Origin of the sequence: Luteibacter sp. UNCMF331Sha3.1 (genome assembly GCF_900109915.1) — a bacterium.
In the GTDB taxonomy this organism is placed as follows: domain Bacteria; phylum Pseudomonadota; class Gammaproteobacteria; order Xanthomonadales; family Rhodanobacteraceae; genus Luteibacter.
This window is the reverse complement of sequence record NZ_FOBU01000002.1, coordinates 309260-326059: the sequence shown is the minus strand read 5'-3', so window position 1 is coordinate 326059 and position 16800 is coordinate 309260. Positions and strand designations below refer to the sequence as shown.

At 66.5% G+C, this 16800-nt stretch carries 15 protein-coding genes; 8 read left to right on the top strand and 7 right to left on the bottom strand.

Translation table 11 applies throughout. The annotated features are described in order from the left end of the window. Nucleotides 1–140 precede the first annotated feature (140 nt). Genes BMX32_RS09745 through BMX32_RS09725 form a run of 5 tightly spaced genes read left to right on the top strand, consistent with a single transcriptional unit; the run spans nt 141 to nt 3141 of the window. On the top strand, nt 141–731 hold the full coding sequence (locus tag BMX32_RS09745) for a GNAT family N-acetyltransferase (RefSeq protein ID WP_089978055.1): 591 nt from the start codon (nt 141–143) through the stop codon (nt 729–731). Then, nucleotides 728–1504, top strand: coding sequence for a septum site-determining protein MinC (minC, locus tag BMX32_RS09740; RefSeq protein ID WP_089978052.1), 777 nt, complete (start codon nt 728–730; stop codon nt 1502–1504). Before BMX32_RS09745 ends, minC begins: the two co-directional genes overlap by 4 nt. A 33-nt stretch (nt 1505–1537) precedes the next feature. After that, a complete protein-coding gene (gene minD, locus BMX32_RS09735) occupies nt 1538–2350 on the top strand; it encodes a septum site-determining protein MinD (protein ID WP_089978047.1) in 813 nt (270 codons plus the stop codon). Nucleotides 2351–2352: 2 nt separating this feature from the next. Beyond that, complete coding sequence (gene minE / locus BMX32_RS09730) at nt 2353–2616, top strand: cell division topological specificity factor MinE (protein ID WP_089978043.1); 264 nt, start codon at nt 2353–2355, stop codon at nt 2614–2616. Between the two features lie 15 nt (nt 2617–2631). Further along, a complete protein-coding gene (locus tag BMX32_RS09725) occupies nt 2632–3141 on the top strand; it encodes a hypothetical protein (protein WP_089978039.1) in 510 nt (169 codons plus the stop codon). A 24-nt stretch (nt 3142–3165) separates the two neighbouring features. Here the strand turns inward: BMX32_RS09725 and BMX32_RS09720 are convergent, their stop codons facing one another. Then, entirely contained in the window at nt 3166–4434 is a 1269-nt protein-coding gene (locus tag BMX32_RS09720) for a multidrug effflux MFS transporter (protein ID WP_089978036.1), read from the bottom strand. 112 nt (nt 4435–4546) lie between these two features. Between BMX32_RS09720 and crcB the strand changes: the two genes are divergently transcribed. Both crcB and cfa read left to right on the top strand, forming a co-directional pair. Next, the gene (gene crcB, locus BMX32_RS09715) at nt 4547–4936 is read left to right on the top strand and encodes a fluoride efflux transporter CrcB (RefSeq protein ID WP_089978032.1); all 390 of its coding nucleotides are present in this window, start codon (nt 4547–4549) and stop codon (nt 4934–4936) included. A gap of 52 nt (nt 4937–4988) precedes the next feature. Then, entirely contained in the window at nt 4989–6113 is a 1125-nt protein-coding gene (gene cfa, locus BMX32_RS09710; protein ID WP_089978029.1) for a cyclopropane fatty acyl phospholipid synthase, read from the top strand. A gap of 9 nt (nt 6114–6122) precedes the next feature. Here cfa and BMX32_RS09705 read toward each other — a convergent pair whose 3' ends face one another. Beyond that, nucleotides 6123–6407, bottom strand: coding sequence for a hypothetical protein (locus BMX32_RS09705; protein WP_211664202.1), 285 nt, complete (start codon nt 6405–6407; stop codon nt 6123–6125). 149 nt (nt 6408–6556) lie between these two features. On the opposite strand from BMX32_RS09705, the gene BMX32_RS09700 reads away from it, so the two are divergent. After that, entirely contained in the window at nt 6557–6766 is a 210-nt protein-coding gene (locus BMX32_RS09700; RefSeq protein WP_089978026.1) for a hypothetical protein, read from the top strand. Here BMX32_RS09700 and BMX32_RS09695 read toward each other — a convergent pair. The 5 genes from BMX32_RS09695 to BMX32_RS09675 all read right to left on the bottom strand — a co-directional run bounded on the left by BMX32_RS09695 (nt 6750) and on the right by BMX32_RS09675 (nt 16480). Further along, nucleotides 6750–7178, bottom strand: a complete 429-nt coding sequence (locus BMX32_RS09695) for a hypothetical protein (protein ID WP_089978023.1) — start codon at nt 7176–7178, stop codon at nt 6750–6752. The two genes, BMX32_RS09700 and BMX32_RS09695, sit on opposite strands and share 17 nt — an antisense overlap. 117 nt (nt 7179–7295) lie before the next feature. Continuing rightward, nucleotides 7296–9731, bottom strand: coding sequence for a GH92 family glycosyl hydrolase (locus BMX32_RS09690; RefSeq protein ID WP_089978019.1), 2436 nt, complete (start codon nt 9729–9731; stop codon nt 7296–7298). Between the two features lie 25 nt (nt 9732–9756). Next, nucleotides 9757–11136, bottom strand: a complete 1380-nt coding sequence (locus tag BMX32_RS09685) for a glycoside hydrolase family 125 protein (RefSeq protein WP_089980176.1) — start codon at nt 11134–11136, stop codon at nt 9757–9759. Nucleotides 11137–11189: 53 nt separating this feature from the next. After that, the gene (locus BMX32_RS09680) at nt 11190–13865 is read right to left on the bottom strand and encodes a beta-mannosidase (protein WP_089978015.1); all 2676 of its coding nucleotides are present in this window, start codon (nt 13863–13865) and stop codon (nt 11190–11192) included. Then, the gene (locus tag BMX32_RS09675; RefSeq protein WP_244511488.1) at nt 13865–16480 is read right to left on the bottom strand and encodes a TonB-dependent receptor; all 2616 of its coding nucleotides are present in this window, start codon (nt 16478–16480) and stop codon (nt 13865–13867) included. The genes BMX32_RS09680 and BMX32_RS09675 overlap by 1 nt, the downstream gene beginning before the upstream one ends. Nucleotides 16481–16800 lie beyond the last annotated feature (320 nt).

Here is a 16800-nt window from a genome sequence, read left to right as displayed (position 1 = left end):
TGCCGGGGCACGGCAAGCGTCGGCTTTACAACGCTTTTACAAGCGCGGCGCGCTCCCCGGCGAGACCGCGGCGTGCCATAATGCCGCGCATTCGGCGGCCCGGGGGTCGCTTTTCCAAGATCACTCCAGCGGAGCAACGAATGGCCCTTGCCATCCGCGACGTGCGCGAGCACGACCTGGCTGCGGTGCTGAGCCTCAACAACGAGGCAGGCACAGGCATCCTCGCCACGGACACCGACCGCCTGCGTCACCTGTACCAGATCGCGCACTACTTCCGCGTGGCCGAGCAGGACGGCCGCATCCTCGGTTTCCTCATCGCCATGCGCCAGGACGCCGACTACGACAGCCCGAACTTCCGCTGGTTCCAGGCCCATTACGAAAGCTTCGTGTATATCGACCGCATCGTGATCGCGTCGGAATCGCGCGGCCACGGTCTCGGCCGGATCTTCTATTGCGATGTACAGAGCTATGCAGAGGTACGTGTGCCCCTTTTGACCTGCGAGGTGTTCCTCGAACCCCGCGACGACCAGACCGTCCTCTTCCACGGCACCATGGGCTTCCAGGAAGTCGGCCAGCAGAAGATGGGTCACGACGGCCCGAAGGTGAGCCTCCTCGCCCGCGAACTGCCGAGTTTCCCGTTCGTTCGCGAGCGCTATCTCGACCACGATGGCCTGCCGGCGGTCGAATGGCTCGCGGAACGCGCCCGTCCCGCCGACGGAGTGGCCGCATGAACGCCCGCGCCGAATCCCTCGAAGCCGCCTGCGACCTGCGCTTCGGCCAGGTGGGCATCGCCTGCGTGCGCCTGCGTCGCGTCGACGCCGCCGCGCTGGTCGAAGAACTCGAGCGCCGCGTGCGCTCCGCGCCGCAGATGTTCGCGCGCGCCGCCGTGGTGCTCGACCTCTCGCACCTGCCGAAACTGCCGGACGACGGCATGGTCGACGCCTTGCTCGAAGCCATCCGCAGCGCGGGCATGCTGCCCGTCGGCCTCGCCTACGGCACCAGCGAGACCGAGGCGCTCGCCGAGCGCATGGGTCTGCCGCTGATCGCCAAGTTCCGCGCGCAATACGAACCCGGCCAGGGCGACGCCGCCCCGGCCGCACCCGCGATCGCCCGCGAACCCGCCGCTCGCGCCGCGGCCGTCGTCAGCGACGCCGGCGACGACCTCGGCGGCACGATCACGGCGCAGCGCCACGGCGATGGCACGGTGCGTTCCGGCCAGCAGGTCTACGCGCGCGAGCGCGACCTCGTGGTCAGCGCCACCGTCGCCAATGGCGCGGAAGTGATCGCGGACGGATCGATCCACATCTACGGCACCCTGCGTGGTCGCGCCATGGCAGGCGCGCAGGGTGACGAATCGGCACGCATCTTCTGTTCCGACTTCCGCGCCGAGCTCGTCGCGATCGCCGGGCATTACCGCGTGTTCGAAGACATGCCGAAGGACCTCGAAGGCCAGGCCGTGCAATGCTGGCTCGAGAATGGAAAACTCATGATCGCGCGGCTGTGAACGCAGCCGCCCTGCACTATTCGGAGACATCCCTTGACTGAAATCATCGTCGTCACCTCCGGCAAAGGCGGAGTCGGCAAGACCACCACCAGCGCCTCCCTCGCCACCGGCCTCGCCATGGCCGGCAAGAAGGTCGCCGTCATCGACTTCGACGTCGGCCTGCGCAACCTCGATCTGATCATGGGTTGCGAGCGTCGCGTGGTTTACGACTTCGTCAACGTCGTGCACGGCGAAGCCACGCTCAAGCAGGCGCTCATCAAGGACAAGCGCCACGAGAACCTGTTCGTGCTCGCCGCGTCGCAGACGCGCGACAAGGACGCCCTCACCCAGGAAGGCGTGGAGAAGGTCCTCGACGAGATGGCCAAGGAAAACTTCGATTACGTGGTCTGCGACTCGCCGGCCGGTATCGAGAAGGGCGCGCACCTCGCGATGTACTTTGCCGATCACGCCGTCGTCGTCGTCAACCCAGAGGTTTCCTCGGTGCGCGATTCCGATCGCATCCTGGGCCTGCTCGCCAGCAAGACGCGTCGCGCCGAGAAGGGTGAATCGCCGATCCAGCAGCACCTGCTGCTCACGCGCTACAACCCGAATCGCGTCGAAGCCGGTGAAATGCTCAGCGTGAAGGACGTCGAGGAGATCCTCGGCATCTCGGTCGTGGGCGTGATCCCGGAATCCGAGAACGTGCTCGCGGCGTCCAACGCCGGCGTGCCCGTGATCCTCGACGACAACTCGAACGCCGGTGCGGCGTATAAGGACACCGTCGCACGCATTCTTGGCGAAGAGCGTCCGCTTCGCTTCCTCGAGCCGGTCAAGAAGGGCTTCCTCAAGCGCGTCTTCGGAGGTTGAGCATGGGTATCCTCGATTTCCTGAAGCGTAAGCCCGAGCCGAGCGCTGGCGTCGCGAAGGAACGCCTGCGCATCATCGTCGCCCAGGAGCGCTCGACGCGCGGCGGCCCCGACTACCTGCCGCTGCTGCGCAACGAGCTGCTCGAAGTCATCCGCAAGTACGTCAATGTCGACGTCGAGGCCGTGAACATCAACCTCGAACGCGACAGCGGCCACGAAGTGCTCGAACTCTCCGTGGCACTGCCCGACGGCAAGCCGGTCATCTAAGCCGGTTTTCCCGTCATGAACGACACCACCGCCGGGGCCGCCACGGCCCCCGGCGCCGATCCCGCCGACTTCGTCATGCGCGTCGGCGACATCGGCTTCGACGAACCGCGCGCCCTTCTCGCCCGGTACGGCCTCGCCCTTGTCGAGGTCGCCGACGGCGCGCCGATCCCGGGCAGTTTCTGGGGCGACACCGAGGCCGGCATCATCGGCACCACGGTTTACGCGCGCAGGGATACGCCGGTGCATTCGCTGCTCCACGAGGCGTGCCATCTCATCGTGCTGCCGGAGGAAAAGCGCGCGCTCGTGCATACCGACGCCACGGATTCCATCGAAGAAGAAGACGCCACCTGCTACCTGCAGATCGTCCTCGCCGGCCAGCTGCCGTCGGTGGGCTCACCGCGGCTCATGGTCGACATGGATCGCTGGGGTTACACGTACCGGCTTGGCTCGACCCAGGCATGGTTCGAACACGACGCGCCGGAAGCACAGGCGTTCCTGCGGGCTCGCGGGTTGCTCGGCGCCTGAGCGTGTCGGTGGGAGCCAGCCGGGTCAGCCCGGCTCGTTGCGCTCCACCTGCGACGGAACGCTCGTCGCGGCCGCCGCCGTGGCGTGGGCCACGCGACGGCGCTCGATCCGCGTGTACCAGGTCCATGCCGCGAGGCCGATGAGACACATCGCCGACGAACCCAGGGCGAGAGTCAGCATGTTTCCCGACAAGGCGGGCGAAAGCACGCCCGCCACCAGCGCCGTGAATGTCAGGCTGCCGAAGGCCTGCACCGACGACACCCCGCCGCGCTGATCCGGGAACCGGTCCAGCAGCAGGAGCGTCAGGGTCGGGAATGCCAGCTGCACGCCACAGCCGTAAAGCGCCAGGGGCAGCGTCGACCACGGCACGCGCGGCGCATCGAGCAGCACGGCCAGCAGCAGGTTGAGCGCGCAGGAGCCGAGCATCGCCATGTAACCCCACGACACGGTGCGCAGCGCGCTCACCCGCCCCGCGACCCGGCCGGAAATGAAGGCGCCGGTCACCATGCCGGTCACCACGGGCACGAACAGCCACGGAAAGCCGTTCGCGCCGAGATGCAGCAGGTCGCGGATGAGGCGCGGCGCCGACGCGACGTACAGGAACAGGCCGGCGAAGTTGATCGAACCGGCGATGGCCAGCGGCCAGAAAGGCACGTCGCGCACGATGCGCCCGTAGCTCGCGAGCAGCGGGCGCGGCCGGAACACGGTACGCCGCTCGACGGGGTGCGATTCGTCGAGCCGGTACGCGATGGCGAGCGTCAGCAACGTCGTGAAGCCGGAGAGCGCCCAGAAGATGCCGCGCCAGCCGTCGATGCCGAGCAGCCACGCACCCACGATGGGAGCGATGGCCGGCGCGATGCCGAAGATCATCATGATCTTGGACATCATGCGCTGGGCATCCTCGCCCTGCAGCGTGTCGCGCACCACCGCGCGGCCCACCACGATGCCCGCGCCGCCGGAGAGGCCCTGCAGCACGCGGCAGCCCAGCAGGAAGGTGAAGCTGGGAGCGAGCGCGGCACCGACGGAGGCCAAGGTATAAATGGCCATGGCGATCACGATGACGGGCTTGCGCCCGTAGGCGTCGGACAGCGCGCCGTGGAAGAGGCTCATCACCGCGTAGGCGAGGAGGTAGACGCTGAGGAGCTGCTGCAGCCCCACCACGCCGACGCCGAAGTCGCGCCCGATGTCCGGGAATCCCGGAAAGATCGCGTCGATCGAGAACGGCCCGATCATCGTCAGGGCCGCGAGCAACAGCGGGAGGTAGCGACGCGGGTCGCGGGTCGCGGAGGACATGGTCCTGCAAGGCCGTACGGGGGAAGTCGGTGCAGTATAACCGTGCGCGCCTGCTCGCCGCCGGGCCGTCGCCGGCCCATAATCGGGCAGGAGAGCTTTGACTGGGGGTGGCGTGAACTACACCGGATTCCTTGCCGTCGGGGTCGGCGGCGCACTGGGCTGTTGGCTGCGATGGTGGCTTGCGATCCTGCTCAATCCCCTGTTCCCGACGGTGCCGCTCGGGACGCTCACCGCGAACCTCGTCGGCGGCCTGCTGATGGGTATCGTGCTCGGGGTCTTCGACCACTTCCAGGCCCTGCCCGTCGAGATGCGCCTGCTGGTCGCCACCGGCTTCCTGGGCGGCCTCACCACCTTTTCGACCTTCTCGGCCGAAGCCTCGATGCTGCTCCTGCGGGCGCAGTACGGCTGGTTCGCGGCCCATGTCGCCATGAATCTCGCAGGGTCGATCACGCTCACCGTGATCGGGCTCGTCGTCACGCGCGGGGTACTGAAGCAGTTCTGAGCAAGCGGAACGCCGCGCGGAGCGGCGCACACGGGTCAACAGAGAGCTTTCGATGAATCACGATCATTCGTCGCTGAAGGCACGCGCACACGACCTGCTCCAGCACGCCGGGATCACTCTCGGCGGCAACCGTCCCACCGATCTCGTCGTCCACGACGAGCGGACCTACGCCCGCGTGTTCGCCCACGGGTCGCTCGGGCTTGGCGAGGCCTACATGGACGGCTGGTGGGACGTCTCCGACCTCGCCGGCTTCTTCAGCCGCGTTCTCTCGTCGCACGTGGATGAATCGCTTCGCACACTCGATGCCCTCATCGTTCATCTGAAGGCGCGCTTCCTCAACATGCAACGCGGCGAGCACGCGTGGGAGGTGGGGCGACAGCACTACGACCTGGGCAACGACCTCTTCCAGGCGATGCTCGGGAAGCGGCTCGTCTACTCGTGCGGCTACTGGGCACAGGCCGAGAACCTCGACGACGCGCAGGAAGCGAAACTCGACCTGATCTGCCGGAAGCTGCAGCTGCGTCGCGGACAGCACGTTCTCGACATCGGCTGCGGCTGGGGCGAGGCCCTGAAGTTCGCCGCCGAACGCTACGGCGTCAGCGGCGTCGGCGTCACGATCTCGAAGGAACAGGCCGAGTTCGCGCGCGAACTGTGCAAGGGGCTGCCGATCGAGATCCGGCTGCAGGATTACCACGAACTCGACGAGCGGTTCGACGCGATCCTCTCCGTCGGCATGTTCGAGCATGTCGGCGCCAGGAATTATCGTTCGTGGTTCGAGGTGGCGCGGCGCTGCCTGCACCCGGAGGGTCTTGCCCTGCTCCACTGCATCGGCAGCAACGGCACGCCCGGCCGTCCGGATCCGTGGATCGAGAAGTACATCTTCCCGAACTCCGTGATCCCGGCGATGAGCCAGGTGGCCACTGCGCTCGAGGGGCTCTTCGTGGTCGAGGACTGGCACAACTTCGGTACCGACTACGACCGCACCCTCATGGCGTGGAAAGCCAACGTCGATGCGGCGTGGCCGCGTCTTGCGGCGCGCTACGACGAGCGCTTCCGGCGCATGTGGGACTTCTACCTCGGCTGCTCGGCGGGCGTGTTCCGCAGCCGGCGCGACCAGCTCTGGCAGCTCACGCTATCGCCAGGCGGCGTCGCTGGCGGGTATCGCGTGCCGCGCTGACGCCCGACGTCAGGTCTGCGGCTCGGCCACCGCGAACGGCAGCACGCCGGTCGTGTCCACGGCGGCGCGGCGCGGTGCCTGGGCCGCGGGACGGGGCGACGACGGCGCGGTACGGCCGAGGGTGATGTTCTTCGAGGCACGGACCTCGCGGTTCGCGAAAGTCCAGATCTCGCCGGTCGCCGTGATGAAGACGGTCCAGTAGAGATCGGACTCCGGACCATAGTCGATCAGGAAATGGGCGAAACCCTCGCCCTTGGGCGTATTGAGCGGAAGCGGCGGATTCAGTTGCAGCATGAGTGTTCCTCCTCGGTGCCTCGATTAGCCGGAAAGCGACGTGGCGCCACGGTGAACGTGGCGTGGTTCACGCCTCGACCCGTGGGGCCGCCTTTTTCCCCGCCACCCCGGTAAAATCCCTTTCCAGCCAGAGCAAAGGAACACACGGCGTGCAGTCACGTAATTTCGGCGTATCGGTCGTTCAACCCGGTGGCAAGGTCGCCGTCGAGATCGAATTTCACGAGAAGGTCCATGGCCTTTCGGGCGACACCCTGTGGCTGTCGCTGGAGGAAGGCACCTCGGTCGAAGACGCCGAAGCGCTGCGCTCGCTGCTCGAGCGCGTGGGTCACCGCATCACCGTGACTAACGTACGCTCCTGACGGGAGCGTTCGCGGTGTCCTTCACGGCCACCGCCAGGGGAATGACCGTCGGCGATAGCCGATGGTGGTTCACACCGTGCACCTTGCCGCAGCCCAGGCAGTGCCGGGTCAGCCCGAGGCCGCGACGCGCGGCGCGCGGCGCGCCGAGCAGGCATCCACAGACGTAACAGCCCGCGATCGCACCGCGATCCCACAGCCGCAGACGCACCGTCTGCACGGCCGCGACGGACAGGGACACGACGAGCGACACCCCGAGGGTCCACGCCGGCAGGTTCGAATAAAGGGAAAGCGTGCCCAGGTCCCCGGGCAGCTGCTGGATCGCCTTGAGGCCCGCGGCCGCGATCGCGCCTGCCGCGAGCACGACGACGCCCGGCAGGTACATCCGAAAGACCATGCGGCCCGCATACGACATGACGATCCCCTATCCCTCCGGGTCCTCCCGGCGGAGTGAGATTGTCTGCTGGGCGGTCTACCGATTGTGAACGGGGACGAGGGCGGGAGCCAGCAGCCTGGCTCCCACCGTGGCGCGTCAGGCCTTCGCCTGCACCCCGAACGACGGCGGGCGGTCTTCCGGGGCCTTGCCGAACGCCTCGTTGGGCTTGTCGCCCATGACGAACGTCAGCGTGCCGCCGGCCGCCAGGTCCTTGTGCGGGATCCAGCTCTTCGTCCACGGCTTGCCGTTCCAGCTGACCGACTGGATGTAAGGGCGGTCCGGACCGTTGTCCTTCGCCTCGATCGTCAGCGTGCGGCCGGCACCCACCTGCACCTCGGCGCGATCGAGCAGCGGGCTGCCGAACACGTAGTTGGTGCTGACCGGATCCACGGCATACAGACCCATGGCGCTCATGATGTACCACGCGCTCATCTGACCGCAGTCTTCGTTACCGGGCAGGCCGTCGGGCTCGGGCAGGTACATCGTGTCCAGGAGCATGCGCACACGCGCCTGCGTCTTGTGGTGCGCGCCGGTGTAGGCGTAGAGATAGGGCATGTGGTGGCCCGGCTCATTACCGAACGCGTACTGCCCCACCATGCCGGCGATGTCCGGCGGAGCGTTCTCCGGCAGCACGGGATCGGTATTGAAGAGCTCGTCGAGCTTCTTCTCGAAGCCTGCCGCGCCGCCGAACAGATCCATGTAGTTGTAGACGTCGTGCTGGTTCAGGAACGTGGCCTGCCATGCGTTCGACTCGGTGAAGTCGCGCCAGCGCTTCGAGTGGCCGATGGACACCGGATTGAACGGCTCGATCCACGTGCCGTCTTCGGCGCGCGGGCGCACGAACTGCGACGCCTTGTCGAACACGTTGCGGTAATTCTGCGAACGCTTGCGCAGCGTCTCGGCCTCGTCGGCGTGACCGAGCGCTTCGGCCATGTGCGCGACCGCCCAGTCGTCGTATGCGTACTCGAGGGTCTTGCTGACGGCCTCGCCTTCCTTGTCGCTGGGGATGAAGCCCATCTTCCGGTAGTACGGCAGGCCGAAGTAGTCGTCCTGCATCGCACGGCGGCGGAACACGGGCCAGCCCTTCGCGTAATCGATGCCGGTGAAGCCCTTCGCCTGAGCCTCGGCCACCACCACCGCGGAGTGGTAGCCGATCATGCAGACCGTCTCGATACCCTGCAGCGGCCACACGGGCGCGCCACTCGGGCTCTCGACCGCGAGGCGCACGAGACCGTCGACGAGATCGGGCACGCGCTCCGACTGGTAGAGCGTGAACAGCGGGTGCTCCGCGCGGTAGGTATCCCACAGCGAATACGTGCTGTAGTTGTGGCGTCCTTCCGGCAGCGTGTGGATCGCCTTGTCCATGCCGCGGTACCGGCCGTCGATGTCGCTGAAGACGGTCGGTGCGAGCATCGTGTGGTACATCGAGCTGTAGAACGTGCGCATCACCTTGTCGGACGACGACTGGATGCGGATCTTCGAGAGTTCGGTTTCCCACTCGGCTTCGGCCGATGCGCGGATGCCGTCGAAGTCCCAGCCGTGCATTTCCCCGTCGACGTTGCGCATCGCGCCGTCGATGTCGACACCGGAGATGCCGACCTTGACCAGCAGCGGCTCCTTCGACGCGTTGTCGAAATGCAGCGCGGCCTTGAGGTGATCGCCCTTTGCCGTCGTCGTACCCTTCGGCAGCGCCTTGTCTTCGCTGTAGAGCGTGACGCTGCTCACCGGGCGCGACAGCTTCATCGCGAAGTAGATCACGCGACCGGCCGCCCACTGCCAGACGCGACGGCCGCCGACCAGGGTGTCGCCGTTGACGAGCGTGAGCTCGGCATCCGTGACGTTGGCCGGCTTGTCCATCGCATCGGCGAAGCCGTGCGTCATGTCGATCAGCAGGTGCGCCTCGCCGTCCTTGCCGAAGGTGTAGCGGTGCATGCCGGCGCGCAGGGTCGCCGTCATTTCGGCGAGGATGTCGAAACGCGTCAGCTTGGCGCGGTAATACCCCGGGTGCGCCTGTTCGCCCGTGTAGTGCGAGCGGTAGCCCTTCACACCGGTCTTGTAGCCCTTCTCGGCCTTGCCGCCGCCCTGCTTCTTCGCATCGAAGCGCGACACGTAGTTCACGCCGTCGAAATCGCGATCGCCCGGCTGCAGCAGGACCGGACCCATCGACGGCATCACGAGGAAGTCGAGCATGTCGCTCGCCCCGGTGCCGGAAAGGTGCGTGTGCGAGAAGCCCATGATCGAACCGTCGCCCTGGTGGTAGCCGGACGAGCCGTCCCACTGCGCGTTATAGGTATCGGGGCTCAGCTGCACCATGCCGAACGGTCGCGTCGCACCGGGGAAGGTGTGACCGTGACCGCCCGTGCCGACGAAGACGTCGACGTGACGCAGGACGCCCTCGCCGGCGGTGCCGCCGCCGGTCGAGGGCGCTTTCAGACCATCCTGCACGCCATGAGCCAGCGCGGTGAGGGAACCGAGCGGACCGACGGCCGTGACGGCGGCCATTCCCTGCAGAAAACGTCGACGGGTAACCATGAATCGCTCCTTCTGTCGCGACGCGTCAGACGCGTCGCAGGGTCTCGGGATGTTTGTCGGCGAGGTGGACGATCAGCTCGCCGAAGAGGGTGTTGGCCCAGGCGAACCACGAACGCGTGAAGTTCTTCGGGTCGTCCTGGTCGAAGGCTTCGTGCATGAAGCCCGTGCCGGCGTGGGTCGTCTTCAGCCAGTGCAGGCACTGGCGGATCTCGGCGGTGTCGTCGGTCGTGAAGGCCTTCATCATGATCGACATCGGCCAGATCATGCGCAGGCCTTCGTGCGGGCCGCCGATGCCTTCACCCGCCGTGCCCTTGAAGAAGTACGGGTTCTCCGTGCTCCAGACGGCGTCGCGGGTGCGCGCGTAACGCGCGTCGCGCGGCGTGCACTCGAGGTACGGCAGCGCGAGAAGGCTCGGCACGTTCGCGTCGTCCATGAAGAGCGTGTTGCCGTAGCCGTCGACTTCATAGGCCCAGTGCTCGCCCTTCTCGCCCTTGATCGTGCCGTGCTGATCGAGCGCGGCGGCGATCTCGTCGGCCATCGCGTTGCACTCGTTGGCGAACGCCTGGTCGCCGAAGAGCGTGCCGTGCATCTGCGCGAGGCGACGGAGCGTCACCACCGCGAACAGGTTGCCGGGGATGTTGAACGGATACACCGTCGCGTCGTCCGACGGACGGAACATCGCGTGGATCAGGCCCACCGGACGCGTCGGCTGACCGTAGCCGTCGAGGAACTGGCTCTCGGTGGGCTTCGGCGACTGGCGCTGGAAGTGATACGGCCCGTGGCCGTCCTTGCGCTGCTGCTCGCGGAACGTCTTGACGATCAGCTGCGTCGATGCGCGCCACGCGTCGTCGAACGGCTCGCGGTCGCCCGTGGTCTGCCAGTAACCGTGCGCGAGGCGCACCGGGTAGCAGAGCGAATCGATTTCCCACTTGCGCTCGGCCACGCCGGGACGCATGTCCGTGATGTCGGCCTGCGCCCAGTCGAGCTCGCTCTTGCCGCGCGGATCGGGCAGGAAGGCGTTGGCGTACGGATCGATGGCGATGCAGCGTGCCTGGCGACGGATCAGGCCGCGGAACAGCTTGCGGAGCTTATCGTCCTTCGCGGTCAGCGGCAGGTACGGCCACACCTGCGCGGAGGAATCGCGCAGCCACATGGCGTCGATGTCGCCGGTCACCACGAAGGTGTCGTCGTAGCCGTCGAGTTTGCCGAGCTCCACGGTCGTATCGAGCGTGTTCGGGAAGCAGTTCTCGAAGAGCCACGCCAGCTCGGGGTCGGCGATCTTCTTCTTCGTCGACGCGATGAGTGCCTCGACCGATTCGCTCGTGAACTTGCGCTTCGCCAGCGGCGGACGCTTCGTCGCGAAACGGGGCGCGGCATCGGCGCGGATGCTCACGCCCGCCGCCATCGCGACGCCGGGAACGAGCGAGAGCCATTTGACGAGATTGCGACGACTTGGGTTCACGGCGTGGCTTCCTTCAGGGCATCGACCAGGGAGCGTACATTCAATGTGCGGCGAAGCGTATCGATATCAACGTTGCCTTCCATGACGATGTCGACACTTTCGCCGGGCAACAGGTCGAACGCGTTGTCGGACAGGCGGACGTCGAGATCGCCGGTGTCGACCCACACCGCGCGCGCGAGGCGTTTCGCGGTCACGGTGAGCACGATGCGATCGCCATCGTTACGAAGTTTCGTGGAAAGCTCCGGCGTCGGCAGTGCGAGCGTGCGCGCCGCGCCGAAGTAGAGCAGATGGTGCGCCGCCGGCTTGCCCTGTTCGAGCAGGTCGAACGCCACGACCGTCTTGCGCGGGTCGGCGCCCTTCAGCAGCGCGGCGTCGTCGAGCGTCGCCACCTTCGTGCTGGCGAGCGCGGCCGTGCGCGCGGGCTGGCTCGTCTCGCGCAGGAGCTTGCCGCCCATGTCGTAGACGCGGGTGCGCAGCGTGGCGTCGAAGTCGCTCGTGCGGTCCGAAACGGCGAACACCTCGGTGCGCGTGCCGCGACGCAACGGCACGACGTCGACCGGCGCGTAGAAGCGCTTCGCATGGAACTGCAGCGCCTTCCAGCGGTTGAAGTAGTCGACGCTCGCCCAGGACGCGCCGGGCCACACGTCGTTCAACTGCCAATACAGCGAGCCCATGCTCTGCGGACGCGCGCTGCGCAGGTGTTCGGCGGCGAGCTCGATCCCTTCGGCCTGCATCACCTGGCTCAGGTAAACGAACGACGGAAAGTCCTTCGGCTCGCCGTATTCCGCGCGGATGTACAGCAGAAGGCGCTGATTGCCGTCGCCGTTGGCGAACTTCTGGTGGGCCCGCATCACCTTCGACTCGGGCTGCATGTCTTCCGCCGTCGCGAAGGCCTTGATCGTGGCCATCACCGGGAACGACTGCAGGCCGTACTCGGACTGGAAGCGTGGCGTGACGTCGAGGTAGTTCGCGATCGGCTCGGAGCCGGACCAGACCTTCCAGTAGTGGTAGTCGCCGTCGTCGAGCACGTTCGCTTCGCGTTCGTAATCCGTGCTGGGCGAGCTCGCCCAATAAGGTACGTCGGGCGACAGCGTGGTGACGACCTTGCGCAGCGTCGTGCCGAACAGCTCGCGCATGCCGTCTTCCACGCGACGCACCTCGTCGGCGTTGATGTACTGGCGGAAGTCGTCGCGGTTCGGCCACGACTCCCAGCCGGTCTGCACTTCGTTGTTGCCGGCCCACAGCACGATCGACGGATGGTCGCGCAGGCGCGTCACCTGTTCGATCGCCTCGATGCGGGTGTTCTCGCGGAAAGCGTCGTCATAGGGCGTGATCGCACCGCCGAACATGAAGTCCTGCCAGATCATCAGGCCCATGCGATCGGCCGCCGCGTAGAACGCGTCGTCCTGGTACGTGCCGCCGCCCCACATGCGCAGCATGTTCATGTTGGCGTCCTTCGCGGAGCGAAGGATGGCCTCGAGGCGCGCGGTCGTGACGCGCGAGGGAAAGGCGTCGTACGGGATGAGGTTGGCGCCCTTGGCGAAGATGGGCACGCCATTGACCACGAACGCGAAGCTCCTGCCCCACTGGTCCTTGTCGCGACGCAGCTGGACCTTGCGCAGGCCGGTCTCGCGATCGGCTTCGGCCAGCGTCTCGCCACCGGCGGACACGCTGCCGTGGAAACGGTAGAGGTTCGGCTCGCCGTAACCGACGGGCCACCAGCGCTGCGGCCGGTCGATGGCGACGGGCACCTCGACGTGGTTCTCGCCGGCCTTGACGGGCACGTCGCGCTTTTCGACGCCCTGCCTGCCGTCCGGCCCCGTCCACGCGACGGCGAGCGTCAGGGTGCCGGCCTTGTCGGCGCGCACGTCGAACTGCGCCGCGAGCTTCGCCGCGTCGGCGTCGACGGACTGCTGGGCGATGTGAAAGTCCGCCACGCGGACGGCGTCCCAGCTTTCGAGGCGCACCGGGCGCCAGATGCCGAGCGTGACGATGCGCGGACCCCAGTCCCAGCCGTACTGATAGTTCGCCTTGCGAACGTAGTTGGATGTCTGCTTGCCCTTCGGCTCGTCGCCGAAGACGGTATCGAATTCACCCGGCAGCGAATACGGCTGCTTCATCAGCCACGGCTGCAGCCGGGCGATCGGGGATTGCAGGTGCACGGTGAGCGTGTTGCTCCCCGCGCGGAGCGTGTTCTTCACCGGGAGGCGCCACTGGCGGAACATGTTGTCCGCGGCGAGCACTTTCTTCCCGTTGAGCGTGACCTCGGCGAACGTGTCGAGGCCGTCGAAAACGAGATCGACGTGGCCCCGCTTGAGCGTGGCCGCGTCGACGTCGAAGTCCAGCGTGTAATCCCAGTCGGAGAGGCCGACCCATTGCAGGGCCGCCTCGTTGTCGCGCCAGAACGGGTCCTCGACCCGTCCCAGTGCGAGCAGGTCCGTCTGGACGGCACCCGGCACGTGTGCCGGCTGCCAATCCGTGAACGACTTGCAGTGCGCGTCGCAGGCCTTTGCCACGGTGAGGCCACCCGAAGTACCGCGGAACGCGTCCGCCTTTCCTTCGGAGGCCAGCCGGAAGCGCCAGCCGGCGGAGAGATCTTTCTCCACCGGCGTGGCCGCGCTGGCGACGCCAGCGACGAGCCAGGCCACCAGCACCAGCGACGCGCGGCGCATCACAGCTTGAAGCCCATCGTGACGGTGTAGGTGCGACCGTTCTTATAGGCGTTGAGCGGCTGCGCCGGGGTGTTGTTGTAGACGAAGTAGGTCTCGTCGAGCAGGTTGGTGGCGTCCAGCGACACACGGATGTGGTCGTTGATCTGGTAGCCGACCGAGGCATCGAGCTGACGGAAGATGCCCGTGATCTGCTGCGACTGCAGCTGCGCGATCGAGGTGAAGTACGACGAACGCCAGCTGTAGGTCAGGCGCGCGCTCCACGGACCCTTCTCGTAGAACGGCGACAGGTTGAACGAGTTCTTCGAGTTGTACGGCAGCGGGAAGTCGTTGCTGGTGTCCGCGTCGGAGTACGTGTAGTTCGCCAGCATGCCGAAGCCGTAGCGGAAGTTCTGCTGGTAGCTGATCGACGCGCCCTTGACCTTGGCGACACCGGCGTTGATCGGCACCTGCATCTGGTACACGTCGTCACGCAGGTTGGTCAGGTTGTAATGCGTCTCGGCGACGTTGGTGTTGAGGATGTAGCCCGAGATGCGACGGAAGAACAGCTCGGCGGCGAGCACGCTGTTCTCCGAGAAGTACCACTCGGCCGAGGCGTCGTAGTTGGTCGACTTGTACGGGCCGAGATCGGTGTTGCCACGCGAACCGGTCAGCGTGCGGTCGTCGAGCGCGACGTACGGCGTCATCTGCTGGTAGCGCGGACGGGCCACGGCCTTGGCGGCGGCGAAACGCAGCGTCAGGCTGTCGGTCGCGTCGTAGGCGATGTTGAACGACGGCAGCCAGTCGTGATACGCGCTGCGCTTGTTGACCGGACCGTAGGTGTCGCCACCGATGGCGTTGTAGCCGTCCACGGTATCGCGGGTGCGGAAGTAGCGTACGCCGAGGTTGCCGCGGTAGTCGTCGCCGGCGAAATCGCCCTGGATGTAGAACGCGCGGTTCTGCTCGACCACGCTGTACGTGGCCTTCGGATCGAGCGAGACGGTGCCGTTCTTGAGCTGCTGGATGTACGCCTTCATCAGGCCCGGATCGATCGTCGTCCAGTCACCCATGTTGCCGGCCGAGCTGAGGCCGTCGAGGTAACCGCCAGGCGTGCCGCCGTGCGCGAAGTCGTTGAGCGACAGGCCGCTGCCGTCCTGCGACGGCAGGCGGGCCGCGTAAGCGTCCTGGCCGTCGATGTGGTTGGTCGCCTTGATGCCGACCTCGATCTGGTTCAGCGGGCCCCAGCTCACGTCGTGCGAGAAGTCGGCCTGGAAGTAACGCTCGCGATCGTAGCTCGGCGCGTAGCTGTAGCCGGCACCGTGCAGGAGCATCGCCGTCGGGTTGTCGGCGTTGTTGTAGTTGATCTGCGGATGCTGGCCCTTGAGGTTCCAGTCGAAACCGCCGAAGCCCTGGAACTGCGTGTTCCAGATGCCATCCGAACCGCCCGTGGAGCCGGTGTAGCCGATCTGGCTCGACGCGGTCCAGCCGTCGCCGAACCAGTCGGCGCGCAGGTTGGCGACGCCCGTGTTCACGGTCGAATCGCGCTCGTAACCGTCGAGGTAGGTCGACGTGTTGGCGTTGTAGCTGCCGCTCGTCGCGACGCCGTTGTTGAAGCCCAGCGCCGTGGCGTTGGCGGCCGAGCCGGACCATTCGCCGTAGTGGCTCTGGTTGAAGTTGTTGAACTTCTCGGTGACGTACAGGCCGGTGAAGTTCAGTTCGAACGCGTCGTTCGGCTTCCACTGCAGGCCGGTCGACACGCCGTCGCGCGTGCGGCGCTGCTGGAACCACGCCGTGTTGATCGCGGTCGGGTACACGCCCTGCGCGTTCGGCGGCACGACGGCCGGGTTGAACTGGTGGTCCGGGTTCGTGTCGGTCGGATCGTTGACGCGCTGGTAGCCGAAGATCTCGGTGCCCTGGCGATCGATGATGCGATCGGAGTGCATCAGCGAACCGATGACGCCGAAGGTGCTTTCCTTGTTCTTCCAGCTGTACAGCAGCGACGCGTTCGGCTTGCCCTTGTCAGCGCGATCGTTGTACCCGTAGCTGACGCTGCCCGTCAGCGTGTTCGCCGGCAGGTCGAGCGGACGACGCGTGTTGACGATGACGGTACCGCCGATGCTGCCTTCGTCGATGTTCGCCTGCGGGGTCTTGTAGACCTGGGCGTTACCGATGATTTCCGACGCGAGCAGGCTGTAGTTGAACGAACGGCTGTCTGGGTTGTTCGGATCCGACGTCCAGTTGGTCGACGCGACGGTCTGGCCGTTGAGCAGCAGGCGGTTCAGCGCCGGATCGGTGCCCAGGATGCTGACCTTGTCGCCTTCGCCGAAGTTGCGGTCGACGCTGAGGCCCGGCAGGTGGGAGAGCGACTCGGCGACGTTCGTGTCCGGGAACTTGCCCACGTCTTCCGCGGAGATCGCGTCGACGATCGAATCGGAGTTGCGCTTGAGGTCGAGCGACTTCTGCAGGCTCGCGCGGATGCCGGTGACGGTCACGCCTTCGAGATTGGCGGCGTCGGTCTGGGCGGCGGCGGGCGTCTGGGTGGCCGGGGGCGTGGTGCCCGCGTCCTGGGCGACGGCGCTGCCCGTGGCGAACAGGCCGGCCATGATGGCCATGGAAAGCGCGCTGATGCGGTGATTCACGTAAGTCTCCTGGGGAAGGAATACAGGACGAAACACGCCCGCTTTCGCGGCCGTACCCGTCCCTGCGGGGATCTGATCGCCGGGACGTACGCCCCCCGCGCGGATATCCCGTCCGCGTCAGTGCCGTTCGTCCCGTTGGATGCGTCACCGCCGTCGCCCCTGCCGCGAGCCGCCGGTCCGAGAGGGCCGGGGCGTGAAACGCGTCGCGCATGGGTGTTTCAGCGGTGTGACCGAAGGATTCTCAGAGCCCGCTGACAACGTTGTCAACTGATAATTTAACTCGATCTAAAGCTGACGACCACCATGCAAAGCATTGAATA

Excerpts from the sequence above, each read along its gene's own strand:
- BMX32_RS09745 (WP_089978055.1), top strand. The coding sequence starts at position 141 with ATGGCCCTTGCCATCCGCGACGTGCGCGAGCACGACCTGGCTGCGGTG.
- minC (WP_089978052.1), top strand. The coding sequence starts at position 728 with ATGAACGCCCGCGCCGAATCCCTCGAAGCCGCCTGCGACCTGCGCTTC.
- minE (WP_089978043.1), top strand. The coding sequence starts at position 2,353 with ATGGGTATCCTCGATTTCCTGAAGCGTAAGCCCGAGCCGAGCGCTGGC.
- BMX32_RS09725 (WP_089978039.1), top strand. The coding sequence starts at position 2,632 with ATGAACGACACCACCGCCGGGGCCGCCACGGCCCCCGGCGCCGATCCC.
- BMX32_RS09720 (WP_089978036.1), bottom strand. The coding sequence starts at position 4,434 with ATGTCCTCCGCGACCCGCGACCCGCGTCGCTACCTCCCGCTGTTGCTC.
- cfa (WP_089978029.1), top strand. The coding sequence starts at position 4,989 with ATGAATCACGATCATTCGTCGCTGAAGGCACGCGCACACGACCTGCTC.
- BMX32_RS09705 (WP_211664202.1), bottom strand. The coding sequence starts at position 6,407 with ATGCTGCAACTGAATCCGCCGCTTCCGCTCAATACGCCCAAGGGCGAG.
- BMX32_RS09695 (WP_089978023.1), bottom strand. The coding sequence starts at position 7,178 with ATGTCGTATGCGGGCCGCATGGTCTTTCGGATGTACCTGCCGGGCGTC.
- BMX32_RS09690 (WP_089978019.1), bottom strand. The coding sequence starts at position 9,731 with ATGGTTACCCGTCGACGTTTTCTGCAGGGAATGGCCGCCGTCACGGCC.
- BMX32_RS09685 (WP_089980176.1), bottom strand. The coding sequence starts at position 11,136 with ATGGCGGCGGGCGTGAGCATCCGCGCCGATGCCGCGCCCCGTTTCGCG.
- BMX32_RS09680 (WP_089978015.1), bottom strand. The coding sequence starts at position 13,865 with ATGCGCCGCGCGTCGCTGGTGCTGGTGGCCTGGCTCGTCGCTGGCGTC.